The organism is Streptomyces sp. NPDC043738, assembly GCF_056436545.1.
The window spans coordinates 1-14860 of sequence record NZ_JBWKCJ010000054.1; the positions used below are offsets into that span (position 1 = coordinate 1).

Consider the following 14860-nt stretch of genomic DNA (forward strand, 5'->3'; position numbering starts at 1 on the left):
ACCCAACAACGCGAAACGCCCTCCCGCTGGTACCCCTCAAACCCCCCCCCGCGAGCCTGACGAACCCACCCACCCCCCCCCCCCCCCCCCCCGCCCCCCCCCCCCCCCCCCCCCCCCCGGCCGCGTTTGTGCGGCCCCGACTCCCCGGCGCCGTCGGCCGTCGCCGCCACCCGTTCTTCAGCCCCCCGACAGCGTCCCGCCGGACGGCGGACAGCTACCTTCCCCCACTCTCGGCTTCGCTCGAGCGGGAGATGCCCCCATCGCGCGCTGATCAATTAGGTTGGGGGGTGGCGGGGCCGCTACGAGAAGAAGAAGGCTGATGTCCGAGATGAACGCAGAAGGCCGCAGCAGGCTCGACCAGATGCCTGAGTGGACCGCGTTGAGCAAGCACCGCGAGCAGCTGGGGGAGGTGCATCTGCGCGAGCTGTTCGAGCGGGATCCCGCGCGCGCCGAGCGCTACACCCTCCAGGTCGGCGATCTGCACCTGGACTACTCCAAGCACTTGGTCACCGACGAGACGCTGCGGCTGTTGCGGGAACTGGCCGCGGCGCGGGGCGTGGCCGGGCTGCGGGACGCGATGTTCCGCGGCGACAAGATCAACATCACCGAGCGGCGCTCCGTACTGCACACCGCGCTGCGCGCGCCGGGCTCGGCGGTCATCAAGAGCGACGGCGAGAACGTCGTTCCCGCGGTGCAGTCCGTCCTGACGAAGATGGGCACCTTCTCCGACCGGGTCCGCTCGGGCGACTGGAAGGGCCACACCGGCAAGCGCATCAGGACCGTCGTCAACATCGGCATCGGCGGCTCGGACCTGGGCCCGGCGATGGCGTACGAGGCGCTGCGCGCCTACACCCACCGGGACATGCAGTTCCGCTTCGTCTCCAATGTGGACGGTGCCGACCTGCACGAGGCGGTGCGCGATCTGGACCCCGCCGAGACGCTGTTCATCATCGCCTCGAAGACCTTCACCACCATCGAGACGATCACGAACGCCACTTCGGCCCGCGACTGGCTGCTGACCGGTCTGCGAGCCGACACGGGCGCGGTGGCCAAGCACTTCGTGGCGCTGTCGACGAACGCCGAGAAGGTGGCGGAGTTCGGCATCAACACGGACAACATGTTCGAGTTCTGGGACTGGGTCGGCGGCCGCTACTCCTACGACTCCGCGATCGGTCTGTCGCTGATGATCGCCATCGGCAAGGAGCGGTTCCGCGAGATGCTGGCCGGCTTCCACCTCGTCGACGAGCACTTCGCCGCCGCCCCGCCGGAGGAGAACGCCCCGCTGCTGCTGGGCCTGCTCGGCATCTGGTACGGCAACTTCTTCGACGCCCAGTCGCATGCGGTGCTGCCCTACAGCCACTACCTGTCCAAGTTCACCGCCTATCTGCAGCAGCTGGACATGGAGTCCAACGGCAAGTCCGTGGACCGCGAGGGCGGTCGGGTCGGCTGGCAGACCGGCCCCGTCGTCTGGGGCACGCCCGGCACGAACGGCCAGCACGCCTACTACCAGCTGCTCCACCAGGGCACGAAGATGATCCCGGCGGACTTCATCGGCTTCGCGCAGCCCGTCGAGGACCTCCTGCCGGGCCTGGTCGCCCAGCACGACCTGCTGATGGCCAACCTCTTCGCGCAGGGCCAGGCGCTGGCGTTCGGCAAGACGCCGGACGAGGTGCGCGCCGAGGGTGTGGCCGAGGAACTGGTGGCGCACAAGACCTTCCAGGGCAACCGCCCCACCACCACGATCCTGGCCAAGGAGCTCAGCCCGTCCGTGCTGGGCCAGCTGATCGCGCTCTACGAGCACAAGGTGTTCGTGCAGGGCGCGGTCTGGAACATCGACTCCTTCGACCAGTGGGGCGTGGAGCTCGGCAAGGTCCTCGCCAAGCGGGTCGAGCCGGCCCTGACCGAGGGCGCCGAGGTGCCGGGCCTGGACGCCTCGACGGCCGGCCTGGTCGCCAAGTACCGCGAGCTGCGCGGCCGTTGATCCCGGATCCGGCGCAGTGACGCCGAAGGCCCCGCACCAGCGGTGCGGGGCCTTCGGCGGCGTGGTCGAAGACTCAGGCCGAGGCCGGCGGGTAGAGCCCGCGCGGCAGCCGCGTCGCGGCCGCCTCGTCCAGGAGCCACAGGGTCCGGCTGCGGCCCCGGGCGCCGGCCGCCGGGGCCTGGACCTCACCGGCGCCGGAGAGCGCCATGGCCACGGCGTTGGCCTTGTCCTCGCCGGCCGCCAGCAGCCAGACCTCCCGCGCCGTGCGGATCGCGGGCAGGGTGAGCGAGACACGGGTGGGCGGCGGCTTCGGCGCGCCGTGCACACCGACCACCGTCCGGTCCGTCTCCCGTACGCCCGGCAGCTCGGGGAAGAGCGAGGCGACATGGGTGTCCGGGCCGACGCCCAGCAGCAGGACGTCGAAGGTCGGCACCGGGCCGCCCCCGGCGCCGGCCGGCGGAGAGGCGGTCTCATGGGCCGCCGCGGCGGCGAGTTCGGCCGCGTACGCCTCGGCGGCGGCGTCGGCGTCGTTGCCGTACGGACCGTCGGACGCGGGCATCGGGTGCACCCGGGCCGGGTCCAGCGGGACGCCGTCCAGCAGTACCTCGCGGGCCTGGGTGTGGTTGCGCTCGGGATCGCCGTCCGGCAGCAACCGTTCGTCCCCCCACCACAGGTGGAGCCGCGACCAGTCCACCGCGTCCCGGGCGGGCGCCTCGGCGAGGGCCGCGAGCAGCCCGTTGCCGTTGCGCCCGCCGGTCAGGACCACGGAGGCGAAGCCGCGGGTGGCCTGGGCGTCCACGATCTTCGTGATCAGCCGGGCCGCCGCTGCCTTGGCCATCAGCTCCTTGTCGCGGTGGACGACGACCTGCGGAGCACTCACTTGGCGGCCGCCTTCTTGGCGGGCTTGGCGGTCGCCTTCTTCGCCGCCGGCTTGTCCGGGGCGCCCTCGCCGGCGTCCGGCTCCGGGTCCCCGGCAGCGGGCTGCCCGTCCGACGCGTCACCGAGCCGGTCCACACCGAACTTCAGCGCGCCGGCGTAGATGTCGTCCGGGTCGAGCCGGCGCAGTTCCTCGGCGAGCAGCTCCGAGGTCTCCCGCCGCTTGAGCGCCACCGCGCGGTCCGGCTGGTTGCGCATGGAGAGCGTGGCCAGCGAGCCGTCCGGGCGGTCCAGCACGATCGAACCGGCGCTGGACTCCATGCGTACGGCCGTGAGGCCGGGGCCGGCCGACACCTTGCGGGTGACCGGGACGTTCAGCCTGCTGGCCAGCCACATGGCGAGCAGCTCGCAGCTGGGGTTGAACTCCTCGCCCTCGACCTCGGCGGAGGTGACCGTGCACGGGGCCTGGTCGAGCGCCGCGGCCAGCATCGAGCGCCACGGGGTGATACGGGTCCAGGACAGGTCCGTGTCGCCGGGGGTGTAGGTCTCCGCGCGAGCGGTCAGCTCCCGCACGGGCTGCTCGGAGGCGTAGGCGTCGGTGACCCGGCGCTGGGCCAGCGCACCGAGCGGGTCCTTGGCGGGGTTGAGCGGGGCGTTGACCGCCCACCAGACCACGACCGGGGCGTCCGGCAGCAGCAGCGGCAGCACCACGGACTGGGCGTGGTCGATCGCCTCGCCGTAGAGCCGCAGTATCACCGTCTCGCCGGTGCCGGCGTCCGTGCCGACCCGCACCTCGGCGTCCAGGCGGGCCTTGGCCCGGTCGCGCGGCGACCGGCTGACCCGCTTGATGACGACGAGGGTGCGCGAGGGGTGCTCACGGGATGCCTCGTTGGCCGCCTTGAGGGCGTCGTAGGCGTTCTCCTCGTCGGTGACGATGACGAGGGTGAGCACCATGCCGATGGCAGGGGTGCCGACCGCGCGACGGCCCTCGACCAACGCCTTGTTGATCTTGCTGGCCGTGGTTTCCGTCAGATCGATCTTCATGGCCGACGCCAGCTCCGTCCGTCTCGTGCGAGCATTTCGTCCGCCTCGATGGGGCCCCAGGTGCCCGCCGGGTACTGCGCGGGCTTGCCGTGCTTGTCCCAGTACGTCTCGATCGGGTCGAGGATGCGCCAGGACTGCTCGACCTCCTCCAGCCGCGGGAAGAGGTTGGCGTCACCCAGCAGCACATCGAGGATCAGCCGTTCGTAGGCCTCCGGGCTGGACTCCGTGAAGGACTCGCCGTACGCGAAGTCCATCGACACGTCCCGCACCTCCATCGAGGTGCCCGGAACCTTGGAGCCGAACCGCACGGTCACGCCCTCGTCCGGCTGCACCCGGATGACCAGGGCGTTCTGCCCCAGCTCCTCGGTGGCGGTGTGGTCGAAGGGGGAGTGCGGAGCGCGCTGGAAGACCACCGCGATCTCGGTGACCCGGCGGCCCAGCCGCTTGCCGGTGCGCAGGTAGAAGGGCACGCCCGCCCAGCGGCGGTTGTCGATCGACAGCTTGATCGCGGCGTAGGTGTCGGTCTTCGACTTGGGGTCGATGCCGTCTTCCTGGAGGTAGCCGACGGCCTTCTCGCCGCCCTGCCAGCCCGCCGCGTACTGCGCGCGCACGGTCTCCTTGCCGAGGTCCTTGGGCAGCCGCACGGCGCCCAGCACCTTGGTCTTCTCCGCGACCAGCGCGTCCGCGTCGAAGGAGGCGGGCTCCTCCATCGCGGTCAGCGCGAGCAGCTGCAGGAGGTGGTTCTGGATGACGTCGCGGGCCGCGCCGATGCCGTCGTAGTAGCCAGCCCGGCCGCCGATGCCGATGTCCTCGGCCATCGTGATCTGGACGTGGTCGACGTACGAGCGGTTCCACAGCGGCTCGAACATCGTGTTGGCGAAGCGCAGCGCCAGGATGTTCTGGACCGTCTCCTTGCCCAGGTAGTGGTCGATCCGGAAGACCTCGTTGGGCGGGAAGACCTCGTGGACGATCCGGTTGAGCTCCTGGGCGCTCTCGAGGTCGTGCCCGAAGGGCTTCTCGATGACCGCGCGGCGCCAGGAGTCCTCCTTCTGGTCGGCCAGCCCGTGCTTCTTGAGCTGCTGGACGACCTTGGGGAAGAACTTCGGCGGCACGGACAGGTAGAAGGCGAAGTTGCCGCCGGTGCCCTGCGCCTTGTCGAGCTCCTCGATGGTCTGCTTGAGCGTCTCGAAGGCCTCGTCGTCGTCGAAGTTGCCCTGGACGAAGCGGCAGCCCTGGACCAGCTGCTGCCAGACCTCCTCGCGGAACGGCGTACGCGCGTGCTGCTTGACCGCCTCGTACACCTCCTGCGCGAAGTCCTCGTGCTCCCACTCGCGGCGGGCGAACCCGATGAGCGAGAAACCCGGCGGGAGCAGTCCGCGGTTGGCCAGGTCGTAGACGGCAGGCATCAGCTTCTTACGGGACAAATCGCCCGTGACGCCGAAGATGACCAGGCCCGACGGCCCCGCGATACGCGGGAGCCGTCGGTCCGCGGCGTCACGAAGCGGGTTGGCTCCGTGTGAACCAGACAAAGGAGATCAGCCCTCCGAGGGAGCGAGGCGCTTGAGCTCCGCCTCAGTGGACTTGAGCAGGTCGTTCCAGGACGCCTCGAACTTCTCCACGCCCTCGTCCTCCAGGAGCTGCACGACGTCGTCGTAGCTGATCCCGAGCTGGGCGATCGCGTCGAGGTCGGCCTTGGCGGCCGCGTACCCGCCGCGCACCGTGTCGCCGGTGATCTCACCGCGGGCCGCGGTGGCCTCCAGCGTGGCCTCCGGCATGGTGTTGACCGTGCCCGGGGCGACCAGCTCGTCGACGTACAGCGTGTCCTTGTAGTCGGGGTCCTTGACGCCGGTCGAGGCCCACAGCGGACGCTGCTTGTTGGCGCCGGCCTTGTCCAGGGCGGCCCAGCGGTCCGAGGAGAAGACCTCCTCGTACGCCTGGTAGGCGAGGCGGGCGTTGGCCAGCGCGGCCTTGCCCTTGAGGGCCTTGGCCTCCTGCGTGCCCAGCTTGTCCAGGCGCTTGTCGATCTCGCTGTCCACACGGGACACGAAGAACGACGCCACCGAGCGGATCAGGGACAGGTCCAGCCCCGCGGCCTTGGCCTTCTCCAGACCGGCCAGGTAGGCGTCCATCACCTCGCGGTAGCGCTCCAGCGAGAAGATCAGCGTGACGTTGACGCTGATGCCGAGGCCGATGACCTCGGTGATCGCCGGCAGACCCGCCTTGGTGGCCGGGATCTTGATCAGCGTGTTCGGGCGGTCCACCAGCCACGCCAGCTGCTTGGCCTCGGCGATCGTCGGCACGGTCTTGTGCGCCAGGCGCGGGTCGACCTCGATGGAGACCCGGCCGTCCTGGCCGCCGGTGGCGTCGAAGACCGGCCGCAGGATGTCGGCGGCGTCCCGGACGTCCGCCGTCGTGATCATGCGGATGGCCTCGTCGACGGTGACCTTACGGGCGGCGAGGTCCTTGACCTGCTGCTCGTAGCCGTCACCCGAGGAGATCGCCTTCTGGAAGATCGACGGGTTCGTCGTGACACCGACGACGTGCTGCTGGTCGATCAGCTCGGCGAGGTTGCCGGACGTGATGCGCTTGCGCGACAGGTCGTCCAGCCAGATGGCGACGCCTTCGTCGGAGAGCCGCTTGAGTGCGTCTGTCATGGGATCTTGCATCTCCTACTGGTTGAGTACGGGCGTCAGCGCGCGGCGGCTTCGAGCTCCGCGGCCGAGGCCAGGGAGTCGCGCGCGGCGGCGGCGACCGCGTCGGCGGTGAAGCCGAACTCGCGGAAGAGGACCTTGCCGTCGGCCGAGGCGCCGAAGTGCTCCAGCGACACGATGCGTCCGGCGTCACCGACGAAGCGGTGCCAGGTCAGACCGATGCCGGCTTCGACGGCGACCCGGGCCTTGACGGACGGCGGCAGCACGCTGGTGCGGTAGGCCTGGTCCTGCTGGTCGAACCACTCCACCGACGGCATCGAGACCACGCGGGTGGGCACGCCCTCGGCCTGCAGCTGCTCGCGCGCCTCGACGGCGAGCTGCACCTCGGAGCCGGTGCCGATCAGCACGACCTGCGGCGCGGCGCTCTGCCCGTCGGGGCCGGTGGCCTCGAACAGGACGTAACCGCCCTTGGCGGCGTCCTCGTTGGCCGGGTACGTCGGCACGCCCTGGCGGGTCAGCGCGAGGCCGTGCGGGGCGCCCACGCCGAACTCCTTGGTGTGGCGCTTGAGGATCTCGCGCCAGGCGATGGCGGTCTCGTTGGCGTCGGCCGGGCGGACGATGTTCAGACCCGGGATGGCGCGCAGCGAGGCCAGGTGCTCGATCGGCTGGTGCGTCGGGCCGTCCTCGCCCAGGCCGATGGAGTCGTGCGTCCACACGTACGTCACCGGCAGGTGCATCAGGGCCGACAGCCGGACGGCGTTGCGCATGTAGTCGGAGAACACCAGGAAGGTGCCGCCGTAGATGCGGGTGTTGCCGTGCAGCGCGATGCCGTTCATCTCCGCGGCCATGGAGTGCTCGCGGATGCCGAAGTGGATCGTGCGGCCGTAGGGGTCGGCCTCCGGCAGCGGGTTGTCCGCCGGGAGGAACGAGGAGGTCTTGTCGATCGTGGTGTTGTTCGAGCCGGCCAGGTCGGCCGAGCCGCCCCACAGCTCCGGGATCACCGCGCCGAGCGCGTGCAGCACCTTGCCGGACGCGGCGCGGGTGGCGACGGACTTGCCGGTCTCGAACGCGGGGAGGTGGTCCTCCCAGCCCTCGGGCAGCTCGCCCGCGGCGATCCGGTCGAACTCCGCGGCGCGCTCCGGGTTGGCGGTGCGCCAGGCGGCGAAGGACTTCTCCCACTCCTTCTTGGCGTCGCGGCCGCGGTCGAGGGCGGCGCGGGTGTGCGCGAGCACCTCATCGGAGACCTCGAAGTGCTGCTCGGGGTCGAAGCCCAGGACGCGCTTGGTGGCCGCGACCTCCTCCTCGCCCAGCGCCGAGCCGTGCGCGGCCTCGGTGTTCTGGGCGTTGGGGGCCGGCCAGGCGATGATCGAACGGGCCGCGATGAACGACGGGCGCCCGGTCTCGGCCTTGGCGGCCTCGAGGGCCTTGGCCAGACCCGCGGGGTCCAGGTCGCCGTTGGGCAGCTGCTCGACGCGCTGGACGTGCCAGCCGTAGGCCTCGTAGCGCTTGAGGGTGTCCTCGGAGACCGCGGTCTCGGTGTCGCCCTCGATGGAGATGTGGTTGTCGTCCCACAGCAGCACGAGGTTGCCGAGCTTCTGGTGGCCCGCCATGGAGGAGGCCTCGGCGGCGATGCCCTCCTGGAGGCAGCCGTCGCCGGCGATGGCGTAGATGGTGTGGTCGAACGGAGAGGTGCCCGGCGCCGCCTCGGGGTCGAACAGACCGCGCTCGTAGCGGGCCGCCATCGCCATGCCGACGGCGTTGGCGACACCCTGGCCCAGCGGGCCGGTGGTGGTCTCCACGCCGGTGGTGTGGCCGTACTCCGGGTGGCCGGGGGTCTTCGAGCCCCAGGTGCGGAAGGCCTTGAGGTCGTCCAGCTCCAGGCCGTAGCCGGCGAGGTAGAGCTGGATGTAGAGGGTCAGGCTGGAGTGCCCCGCGGAGAGGACGAACCGGTCGCGGCCGGTCCAGTTCGCGTCCGCCGGGTCGTGCCGCATGAGCTTCTGGAACAGCACATAGGCGGCCGGCGCCAGGCTCATGGCCGTACCCGGATGGCCGTTACCGACCTTCTGCACGGAATCCATGGCCAGGACGCGGACGGTGTCCACCGCCCGCTGGTCCAGTTCGGTCCACTCGAAATCTGTGGTGGTCGGCTTGGTGCTCACCCTGAGTCAGGGCTCCTCTCCACATGTCGAATGCCGCGGACGGTATGCCCGCCAGGCGGTGTCGAGCCTACCCCCGCGAGTGCGTGCGCCTTTTCGACGCTCAGTCGGTGTTTTCGACGCTCAGTCGGTGCTCACTCGGCGCCCTGGACGCTCAATCGGTGGGGGGCGGGCCCGCGGTGCTCGTTGCTTAGGGCAACCACATCAGGACCCTCGGCATTCCCGGCCCGGATCCGGCAGCCATACGACCAGAGTGCCGGGCGCCCGTCGCGTTCGCCTCCCGAACATCGGGCGAACTCCCGGGAAAACCCGCCGGCGCCGCCCTCCGGTCCCGGCGCCAACACGACCGACCCCCGCGAAGATCGCTGTATGGCCAACGTCTAAAGTGGCGTGGTACGCGCAAGCTTTTGCCGGGTTTACACGGCCGGAAGGGCTTGCATGCCTTATCTCTTCCGCGGCGGGAGCCGCTGATGTTACTTCCAGGGGTGTGCGTGACGGCCGTCGAATCCCGTCCTGCGGGTGGAGGTGCCTCTCCTGCCGTTCAGGCCATGGAGGAGCTCTCCCAGAGCCCCGGGGGCCCAGATCACCGCCCGACCGGTGCACGTGTCAAGGCGTTCGTGGAGCTCACCAAGCCGCGCGTCATCGAGCTGCTGCTGATGACGACGATTCCGGTGATGTTCCTGGCGGCGGGCGGCGTTCCCGACCTGTGGCTGGTGCTGGCGACCTGTGTCGGCGGATACCTCTCCGCCGGCGGCGCGGCCGCCTTCAACATGTACATCGACCGCGACATCGACGCGCTGATGGACCGCACCTCGCAGCGGCCGCTGGTCACCGGCATGGTCTCGCCGCGCGAGTGCCTGGTCTTCGCGTCCGCCCTCGCGGTCGGCTCCACCGCCTGGTTCTGGTTCCTCGTCAACCCGCTGTCGGCGATGCTGTCGCTCGGGGCGCTGCTTTTCTACGTGGTCGTCTACACGATGATCCTCAAGCGGCGCACCTCGCAGAACATCGTCTGGGGCGGCATCGCGGGCTGCATGCCGGTCTTCATCGGCTGGTCCGCGGTGACCGACTCGGTCTCCTGGGCGGCGCTGGTCCTCTTCCTCGTCATCTTCTTCTGGACGCCGCCGCACTACTGGCCGCTGTCGATGAAGGCCAAGGACGACTACGAGCGGGTCGGCGTGCCGATGCTGCCGGTCATCGCCGGCAACAAGGCCGTGGCCCGGCAGATCGTCGCCTACAGCTGGGTGATGGTCGCCGTCTCGCTGCTGCTGCAGCCGCTGGGCTACACCGGCTGGTTCTACACCGCGGTCGCACTCGCCTGCGGCGCCTTCTGGCTCAAGGAGGCGCACGCCCTGCAGTCCCGCGCCAAGGCCGGGATCACGGGTGCCAAGCTCAAGGAGATGCGGCTGTTCCACTGGTCCATCACCTATGTCTCCCTGCTGTTCGTCGCCGTCGCCGTGGATCCCTTCCTTCGTTGAGGGGGTGTGGGGGATCACCCCCACAAAACGCCGTACTGGCGGGTAGCATGCTGTTCATGGCAGACACCCAGCAGGCGGACGAGCAGCCGGCGGCGGCCACCGGCAAGGCCGGCAGGACCGACAAGCGCACGGCGAAGCTCGCCCAGCAGATCCGCGCCTTCGCCCAGTCGCACGGCGGCACCGCTGAGGGCCAGCTCGCGCACATCGGCCGTGGCCGCACCCGGATCGCCCTCGTCGGGGCCAACGGCGAGTGGGGAAACCTCGTCGCGGACAGCTTCGACTCCGCCAAGGAGGCCGCGGCCAAGGCCGGGATCGCCCTCCAGGACGACTTCGACGGCGAACTGGCCGCCAAGGTCCGCACCGGCCCCTACGAGTGGTCCCGGATGGCGGGCATCCAGGTGGGCGGCCCGGCCAACCCCTGACGGCCCGTAGGGCGGCGCCGGGGCGCACGCCACAAGCGGAGCCCGCTACCTCACCACCCCCTCCTCCGTTAAGCCCACCGGGCGCGGCGCTTCGGCCGGCCCTGTGGGCCTTCGGCGAGGAGGAGCGGATGGACGGCCGTCCCTTCCTGGTAGACCAGCCACCGCTCGTCGACGGGTACAGCCACGGCGCGGTGCACGGCGAGCTGGGCATCGGCTCCTTCGAGACCCACCTGGCGGCCGCGGTCGGTGCGCACGGTCCGGCACCGGCCGGCACCAGCTACTTCGACAGCCTCGTCGGCCTGGCGATACGCCGCTGGTGCCCCCCGCTGCTGGGCCTGGAGCCGCACTGTCCGCCGGCCCGCTATCTGGCCCGCAGACGCGAGGTGGGCGCCTACAAGGCCGGCCGGATGCTGCTGCGGGGCTCCGGCATCGGCACGTTCCTGCTGGAGGCCGGCACCCCCAGCGAGCTGACCTCGGCCACCGAGATCGCCACCGCCGCCGAGGCCCGCGCCCACGAGGTGGTGCGCCTGGAGCCGCTCGCCGAGCAGATCGCCGACACCTCCGGCAGCGTCGACTCCTTCATCGGCTACACCGCCGAGGCCCTCTACGCGGCGGCCCAGCACGCCACCGCCTTCGCCTCCGGCGCCACCTACTGCGACGGCAGCGCTCCCGAGGCCGGTGAGGTACGCCGCGCCGCGGACCGCTGGCTGCGCGCCCGCCGCCCCGGAGACCGGCTCGCCGAGCCCGCGCTCGTACGCCATCTGCTGTGGAGCGCGGTGGCCACCGGCCTGCCCGTACAGCTCCACGGCCCCGACCCGCGCCCCCTTGTGGCCTTCCTGCGCGCCACCGCCGGCATCGGCTCGGATCTCGTGCTGCTCCCCGCGGCCCCGCACCACCGCCGGGCGGCGCAGCTCGCCGCCGCCCACGCCCATGTCTACGCCGACGCCGGCCCCCGCCCCGAGGAGACCCTGCCGCAGGCGCCGTTCGGCAAGCTGCTGTTCTCCTCGGGTGCCCGCGGGCTGCCGGAGCTCTATGTGACCGGCGCCCGGTTCTTCGTCCGCGCCATGGAGCGCCTGGTGCGGGAGTGGACGCTGGAGGGGCTGTGCGGTCCCGAGGACGGACGGCGCATCACGGAGATGGTCGCGTCCGGGACCGCGCGCCGCGTCTACCGGCTGGGCGCGGAGGCCACCGCGGCCTGCTGAGGCGCCGCCGCCTCGGGCTCTTCGGCCGCGTCGAGCGACTGCGGTACGGGACCGCGGTCGCGCAGGGCGAGCAGCACCCGCAGGACGCAGATCCACACCAGCGTCGAGCCGAACATGTGCAGGCCGACGACGAGCTCGGGCAGGCCGAGGAAGTACTGGACGTAGCCGAAGACGCCCTGCAGAGCCAGGCAGCCGAGCAGCTCCCAGACCCGGCGGCGCGGGGCGGGTGGGGCCTTGACGGCGCGCAGCGTGAACCACATCGCGACGCTCAGCCCGACCACGATGTAGACGAAGTCCACGTGCAGCTGGGTGATCTCCTGCCAGTCCAGCGGGATGCGGTGGACCTTGTGCGCATCGCCCGCGTGCGGGCCCGCGCCGGTGACGACCGTACCGATGACGGTGAGTGCGGCGGTGGCCACCACCAGCAGCCAGGCCAGCTGCCGCACGGGGCGGGCGGTCAGGTCGCGCGGCTCCTCGTCGCCCTCCTTGGCGCGCTGCCAGGACAGCACGCAGACCGTGAGCAGGGCGGTGGTGAGGAGGAAGTGCGCGGCGACGAGGTAGGGGTTCAGGCCGGTCAGCACCACGATGCCGCCCCAGACCGCGTTGCCCATGACGATCCAGAACTGCCCCCAGCCGAGCCGGGTGAGCGAGCGGCGGTGCGGCGCGCGGGCCCGTGCGGCCACGATGAACAGCCCGATGAAGGCGCACAGGACGTACGTCAGCATCCGGTTGCCGAACTCGATGAGGCCGTTGATGCCCATCGCGGCGGTCGGGGTCAGGCTCTCCGGCGTGCACTTGGGCCAGGTCGAGCAGCCCAGACCGGACTGGGTGAGCCGGACCGCGCCGCCCGTGACGACGATGATCACGGCCATCACGACGGTCGCCAGCGCGGCCCGTCGTACGAAGGCCGCGGACGGCTGCCAGCGACGGGCGATCAGCTCAAAGGGATTCAGCGTGTTCGGCACGGAAGACATCGTAGGCGGCGGCTTGTGCAAGTTTTCACGAGGGGGGTCGGGGGAGTCGGCTCCCCGGGGAAGTCGCAGTACGAGGGGGTCCGGGGGAGTCGTGCTCCCCGGGGAAGCCGCAGTACGGGGGTCCGGGAAGTGGAGGGTTTCCCGCCCCGGACCCCGTCTCGTCACTCCCAGCGGAAGAACCGCGCCGCCGCGCCCAGTCCGAGCACCGCCCAGGCGGCGAGGATCCCGAGGTCGGCCCAGGGCACTCCGGCGCCGTGCTGGAGCACCTCGCGCAGCCCGTCCGACAGCGCGGAGATCGGCAGCAGCCCGAGCGCCGACTGGGCGGCGTCCGGGAACTTCTCCAGCGGGACGATCACTCCGCCGCCGACGAGCAGCAGGAGGAAGACGAGGTTGGCGGCGGCGAGGGTCGCCTCGGCCTTGAGCGTTCCGGCCATCAGCAGACCGAGGCCGGAGAAGGCCGCCGTACCGAGCACCAGGAGCAGCACGACCGCGAGCGGGTTGCCCCGGGGGGACCAGCCCAGCGCGAAGGCGATGACGGTCAGCAGCACGATCTGCAGGACCTCGGTGACCAGCACCGAGCAGGTCTTGGCGGTCATCAGCGCCCAGCGGGGGAGCGGGGAGGCGGCCAGCCGCTTGAGGACGCCGTAGCGGCGCTCGAAGCCGGTGGCGATGGCCTGCCCGGTGAACGCGGTGGAAAGCACGGCGAGGGCGAGGACGCCCGGCGCGAGGAAGTCCACCGCCTTGCCGGCCCCCGTGTCGACGATGTCGACGGCGGAGAACAGCACCAGCAGCAGCGTCGGGATGACCACGGTCAGCAGCAGCTGCTCACCGTTGCGCAGCAGCATCCTGGTCTCCAGGGCGGCCTGCGCGCGGATCATCCGGGGCAGCGGTGCCGCCCCGGGCCGCGGGGTGAACGTGCCGGTGGCGGTACCGGCCTCGGTGGCGGTCATGCGCGCAGCTCCTTACCGGTGAGCTCCAAGCTGTGCATTCCCGGGGGGCGACCCCCGGACCCCCGGCCGAAAGACGCGTGGCTCTGTCTCATGCGCGCAGCTCCTTACCGGTGAGCTCCAAGAAGACGTCCTCCAGGGTGTGCCGCTCGACGGCTATCGCGTCCGGGAGCACCCCGTTCTGCGCGCACCACGAGGCGACCGTGGCCAGCAGCTGCGGGTCGATCTTGCCGTGCACGCGGTACGAACCGGAGGTCGGCTCGGTGGCGACGCTGTCCGCGGGCAGTGCCTTGAGCAGCGAGGCGAGGTCCAGCCCCGGCCGCCCGGTGAAGCGCAGGCTGTTCTCCGCGCCGCCGCGGCACAGCTCCTCCGGGCTGCCCTGGGCGATCACCCGGCCGCTGTCGATGATCGCGACATCGTCGGCGAGCTGCTCGGCCTCGTCCATGAAGTGGGTGGTCAGCACGGTGCTCACGCCGTCGGCGCGCAGCTCCCGTACGAGGTCCCAGGTCGCGCGGCGGGCCTGCGGGTCGAGGCCGGCCGTCGGCTCGTCGAGGAAGACCAGCTCGGGGCGGCCGACCACGGCCATCGCCAGCGCGAGGCGCTGCTGCTGGCCGCCGGACAGCCGCCGGTAGGGCGTCCGGCCGCAGGAGCCCAGGCCGAGGCGCTCGATGAGCGTGCCGACGTCGAGGGGGTGGGCGTGCAGGGTGGCGGTGTGCCGCAGCATCTCCTCGGCGCGGGCGCCGGCGTAGACGCCGCCGGACTGCAGCATCACACCGATCCGCGGCCGCAGCGCCGCCGCGTCGGCGACCGGGTCCAGGCCCAGGACGCGGACCTGGCCGGCGTCCGGGCGGCGGTAGCCCTCGCAGGTCTCGACGGTGGTGGTCTTGCCGGCGCCGTTGGGGCCGAGTACGGCGGTGACCTCGCCGCGGGCGACGGTCAGGTCGAGCCCGTCGACGGCGGTCTTGGTCCCGTATCGCTTGACCAGGCCGACGATCTCGACGGCAGGCTCTCGGCCGGGGGTCCGGGGGGGGCCCCCCAGGGAGACTCTTTGCATGCCGGGGAATCTCCGAAAAAAGAAGGGGGGGGCGGTGACGGGGGGTTTGCGGCCCGGGGGGGCGGTTTCCTGCGTTTT

The 14860-nt window shown here is 71.3% G+C and carries 12 protein-coding genes; 4 read left to right on the forward strand and 8 right to left on the reverse strand.

All coding sequences use genetic code 11. The features are described from left to right. Window positions 1-328 precede the first annotated feature (328 nt). A complete protein-coding gene (pgi, locus tag AC0680_RS37160) occupies window positions 329-1981 on the forward strand; it encodes a glucose-6-phosphate isomerase (protein ID WP_478637478.1) in 1653 nt (550 codons plus the stop codon). 73 nt (window positions 1982-2054) lie between these two features. Here the strand turns inward: pgi and pgl are convergent, their stop codons facing one another. Genes pgl through tkt form a run of 5 tightly spaced genes read right to left on the reverse strand, consistent with a single transcriptional unit; the run spans window position 2055 to window position 8711 of the window. Next, window positions 2055-2861, reverse strand: a complete 807-nt coding sequence (gene pgl / locus AC0680_RS37165; protein WP_478637465.1) for a 6-phosphogluconolactonase — start codon at window positions 2859-2861, stop codon at window positions 2055-2057. After that, entirely contained in the window at window positions 2858-3901 is a 1044-nt protein-coding gene (opcA, locus tag AC0680_RS37170) for a glucose-6-phosphate dehydrogenase assembly protein OpcA (RefSeq protein WP_478637466.1), read from the reverse strand. Before opcA ends, pgl begins: the two co-directional genes overlap by 4 nt. Beyond that, the gene (gene zwf, locus AC0680_RS37175; protein ID WP_478637467.1) at window positions 3898-5430 is read right to left on the reverse strand and encodes a glucose-6-phosphate dehydrogenase; all 1533 of its coding nucleotides are present in this window, start codon (window positions 5428-5430) and stop codon (window positions 3898-3900) included. The genes opcA and zwf overlap by 4 nt, the downstream gene beginning before the upstream one ends. A gap of 6 nt (window positions 5431-5436) precedes the next feature. After that, complete coding sequence (gene tal, locus AC0680_RS37180) at window positions 5437-6555, reverse strand: transaldolase (RefSeq protein ID WP_478637468.1); 1119 nt, start codon at window positions 6553-6555, stop codon at window positions 5437-5439. A gap of 35 nt (window positions 6556-6590) precedes the next feature. Beyond that, window positions 6591-8711 (reverse strand): transketolase, encoded by a 2121-nt coding sequence (gene tkt / locus AC0680_RS37185; RefSeq protein ID WP_478637469.1) that lies wholly within the window; start codon window positions 8709-8711, stop codon window positions 6591-6593. A 488-nt stretch (window positions 8712-9199) separates the two neighbouring features. On the opposite strand from tkt, the gene AC0680_RS37190 reads away from it, so the two are divergent. From AC0680_RS37190 to AC0680_RS37200, 3 genes are all read left to right on the forward strand, one after another. Beyond that, window positions 9200-10183 (forward strand): heme o synthase, encoded by a 984-nt coding sequence (locus AC0680_RS37190; protein WP_478637470.1) that lies wholly within the window; start codon window positions 9200-9202, stop codon window positions 10181-10183. Between the two features lie 47 nt (window positions 10184-10230). After that, a complete protein-coding gene (locus tag AC0680_RS37195) occupies window positions 10231-10605 on the forward strand; it encodes a hypothetical protein (protein ID WP_478637471.1) in 375 nt (124 codons plus the stop codon). Between the two features lie 128 nt (window positions 10606-10733). Further along, complete coding sequence (locus tag AC0680_RS37200) at window positions 10734-11807, forward strand: amidohydrolase (protein ID WP_478637472.1); 1074 nt, start codon at window positions 10734-10736, stop codon at window positions 11805-11807. Here AC0680_RS37200 and AC0680_RS37205 read toward each other — a convergent pair. The 3 genes from AC0680_RS37205 to AC0680_RS37215 form a co-directional block, all read right to left on the reverse strand. Then, window positions 11771-12772, reverse strand: coding sequence for a COX15/CtaA family protein (locus AC0680_RS37205; RefSeq protein WP_478637473.1), 1002 nt, complete (start codon window positions 12770-12772; stop codon window positions 11771-11773). The two genes, AC0680_RS37200 and AC0680_RS37205, sit on opposite strands and share 37 nt — an antisense overlap. Before the next feature lie 170 nt (window positions 12773-12942). Further along, a complete protein-coding gene (locus tag AC0680_RS37210; protein WP_478637474.1) occupies window positions 12943-13731 on the reverse strand; it encodes an ABC transporter permease in 789 nt (262 codons plus the stop codon). An 88-nt stretch (window positions 13732-13819) separates the two neighbouring features. Continuing rightward, a complete protein-coding gene (locus AC0680_RS37215) occupies window positions 13820-14782 on the reverse strand; it encodes an ABC transporter ATP-binding protein (protein ID WP_478637475.1) in 963 nt (320 codons plus the stop codon). Window positions 14783-14860 lie beyond the last annotated feature (78 nt).

Bases quoted from the DNA above. Each gene is read 5' to 3' on its own strand.
- AC0680_RS37195 (WP_478637471.1), top strand. From the start codon at position 10,231: ATGCTGTTCATGGCAGACACCCAGCAGGCGGACGAGCAGCCGGCGGCG.
- pgi (WP_478637478.1), top strand. From the start codon at position 329: ATGAACGCAGAAGGCCGCAGCAGGCTCGACCAGATGCCTGAGTGGACC.
- AC0680_RS37200 (WP_478637472.1), top strand. From the start codon at position 10,734: ATGGACGGCCGTCCCTTCCTGGTAGACCAGCCACCGCTCGTCGACGGG.
- tal (WP_478637468.1), bottom strand. From the start codon at position 6,555: ATGACAGACGCACTCAAGCGGCTCTCCGACGAAGGCGTCGCCATCTGG.
- AC0680_RS37215 (WP_478637475.1), bottom strand. From the start codon at position 14,782: ATGCAAAGAGTCTCCCTGGGGGGCCCCCCCCGGACCCCCGGCCGAGAG.
- AC0680_RS37210 (WP_478637474.1), bottom strand. From the start codon at position 13,731: ATGACCGCCACCGAGGCCGGTACCGCCACCGGCACGTTCACCCCGCGG.
- opcA (WP_478637466.1), bottom strand. From the start codon at position 3,901: ATGAAGATCGATCTGACGGAAACCACGGCCAGCAAGATCAACAAGGCG.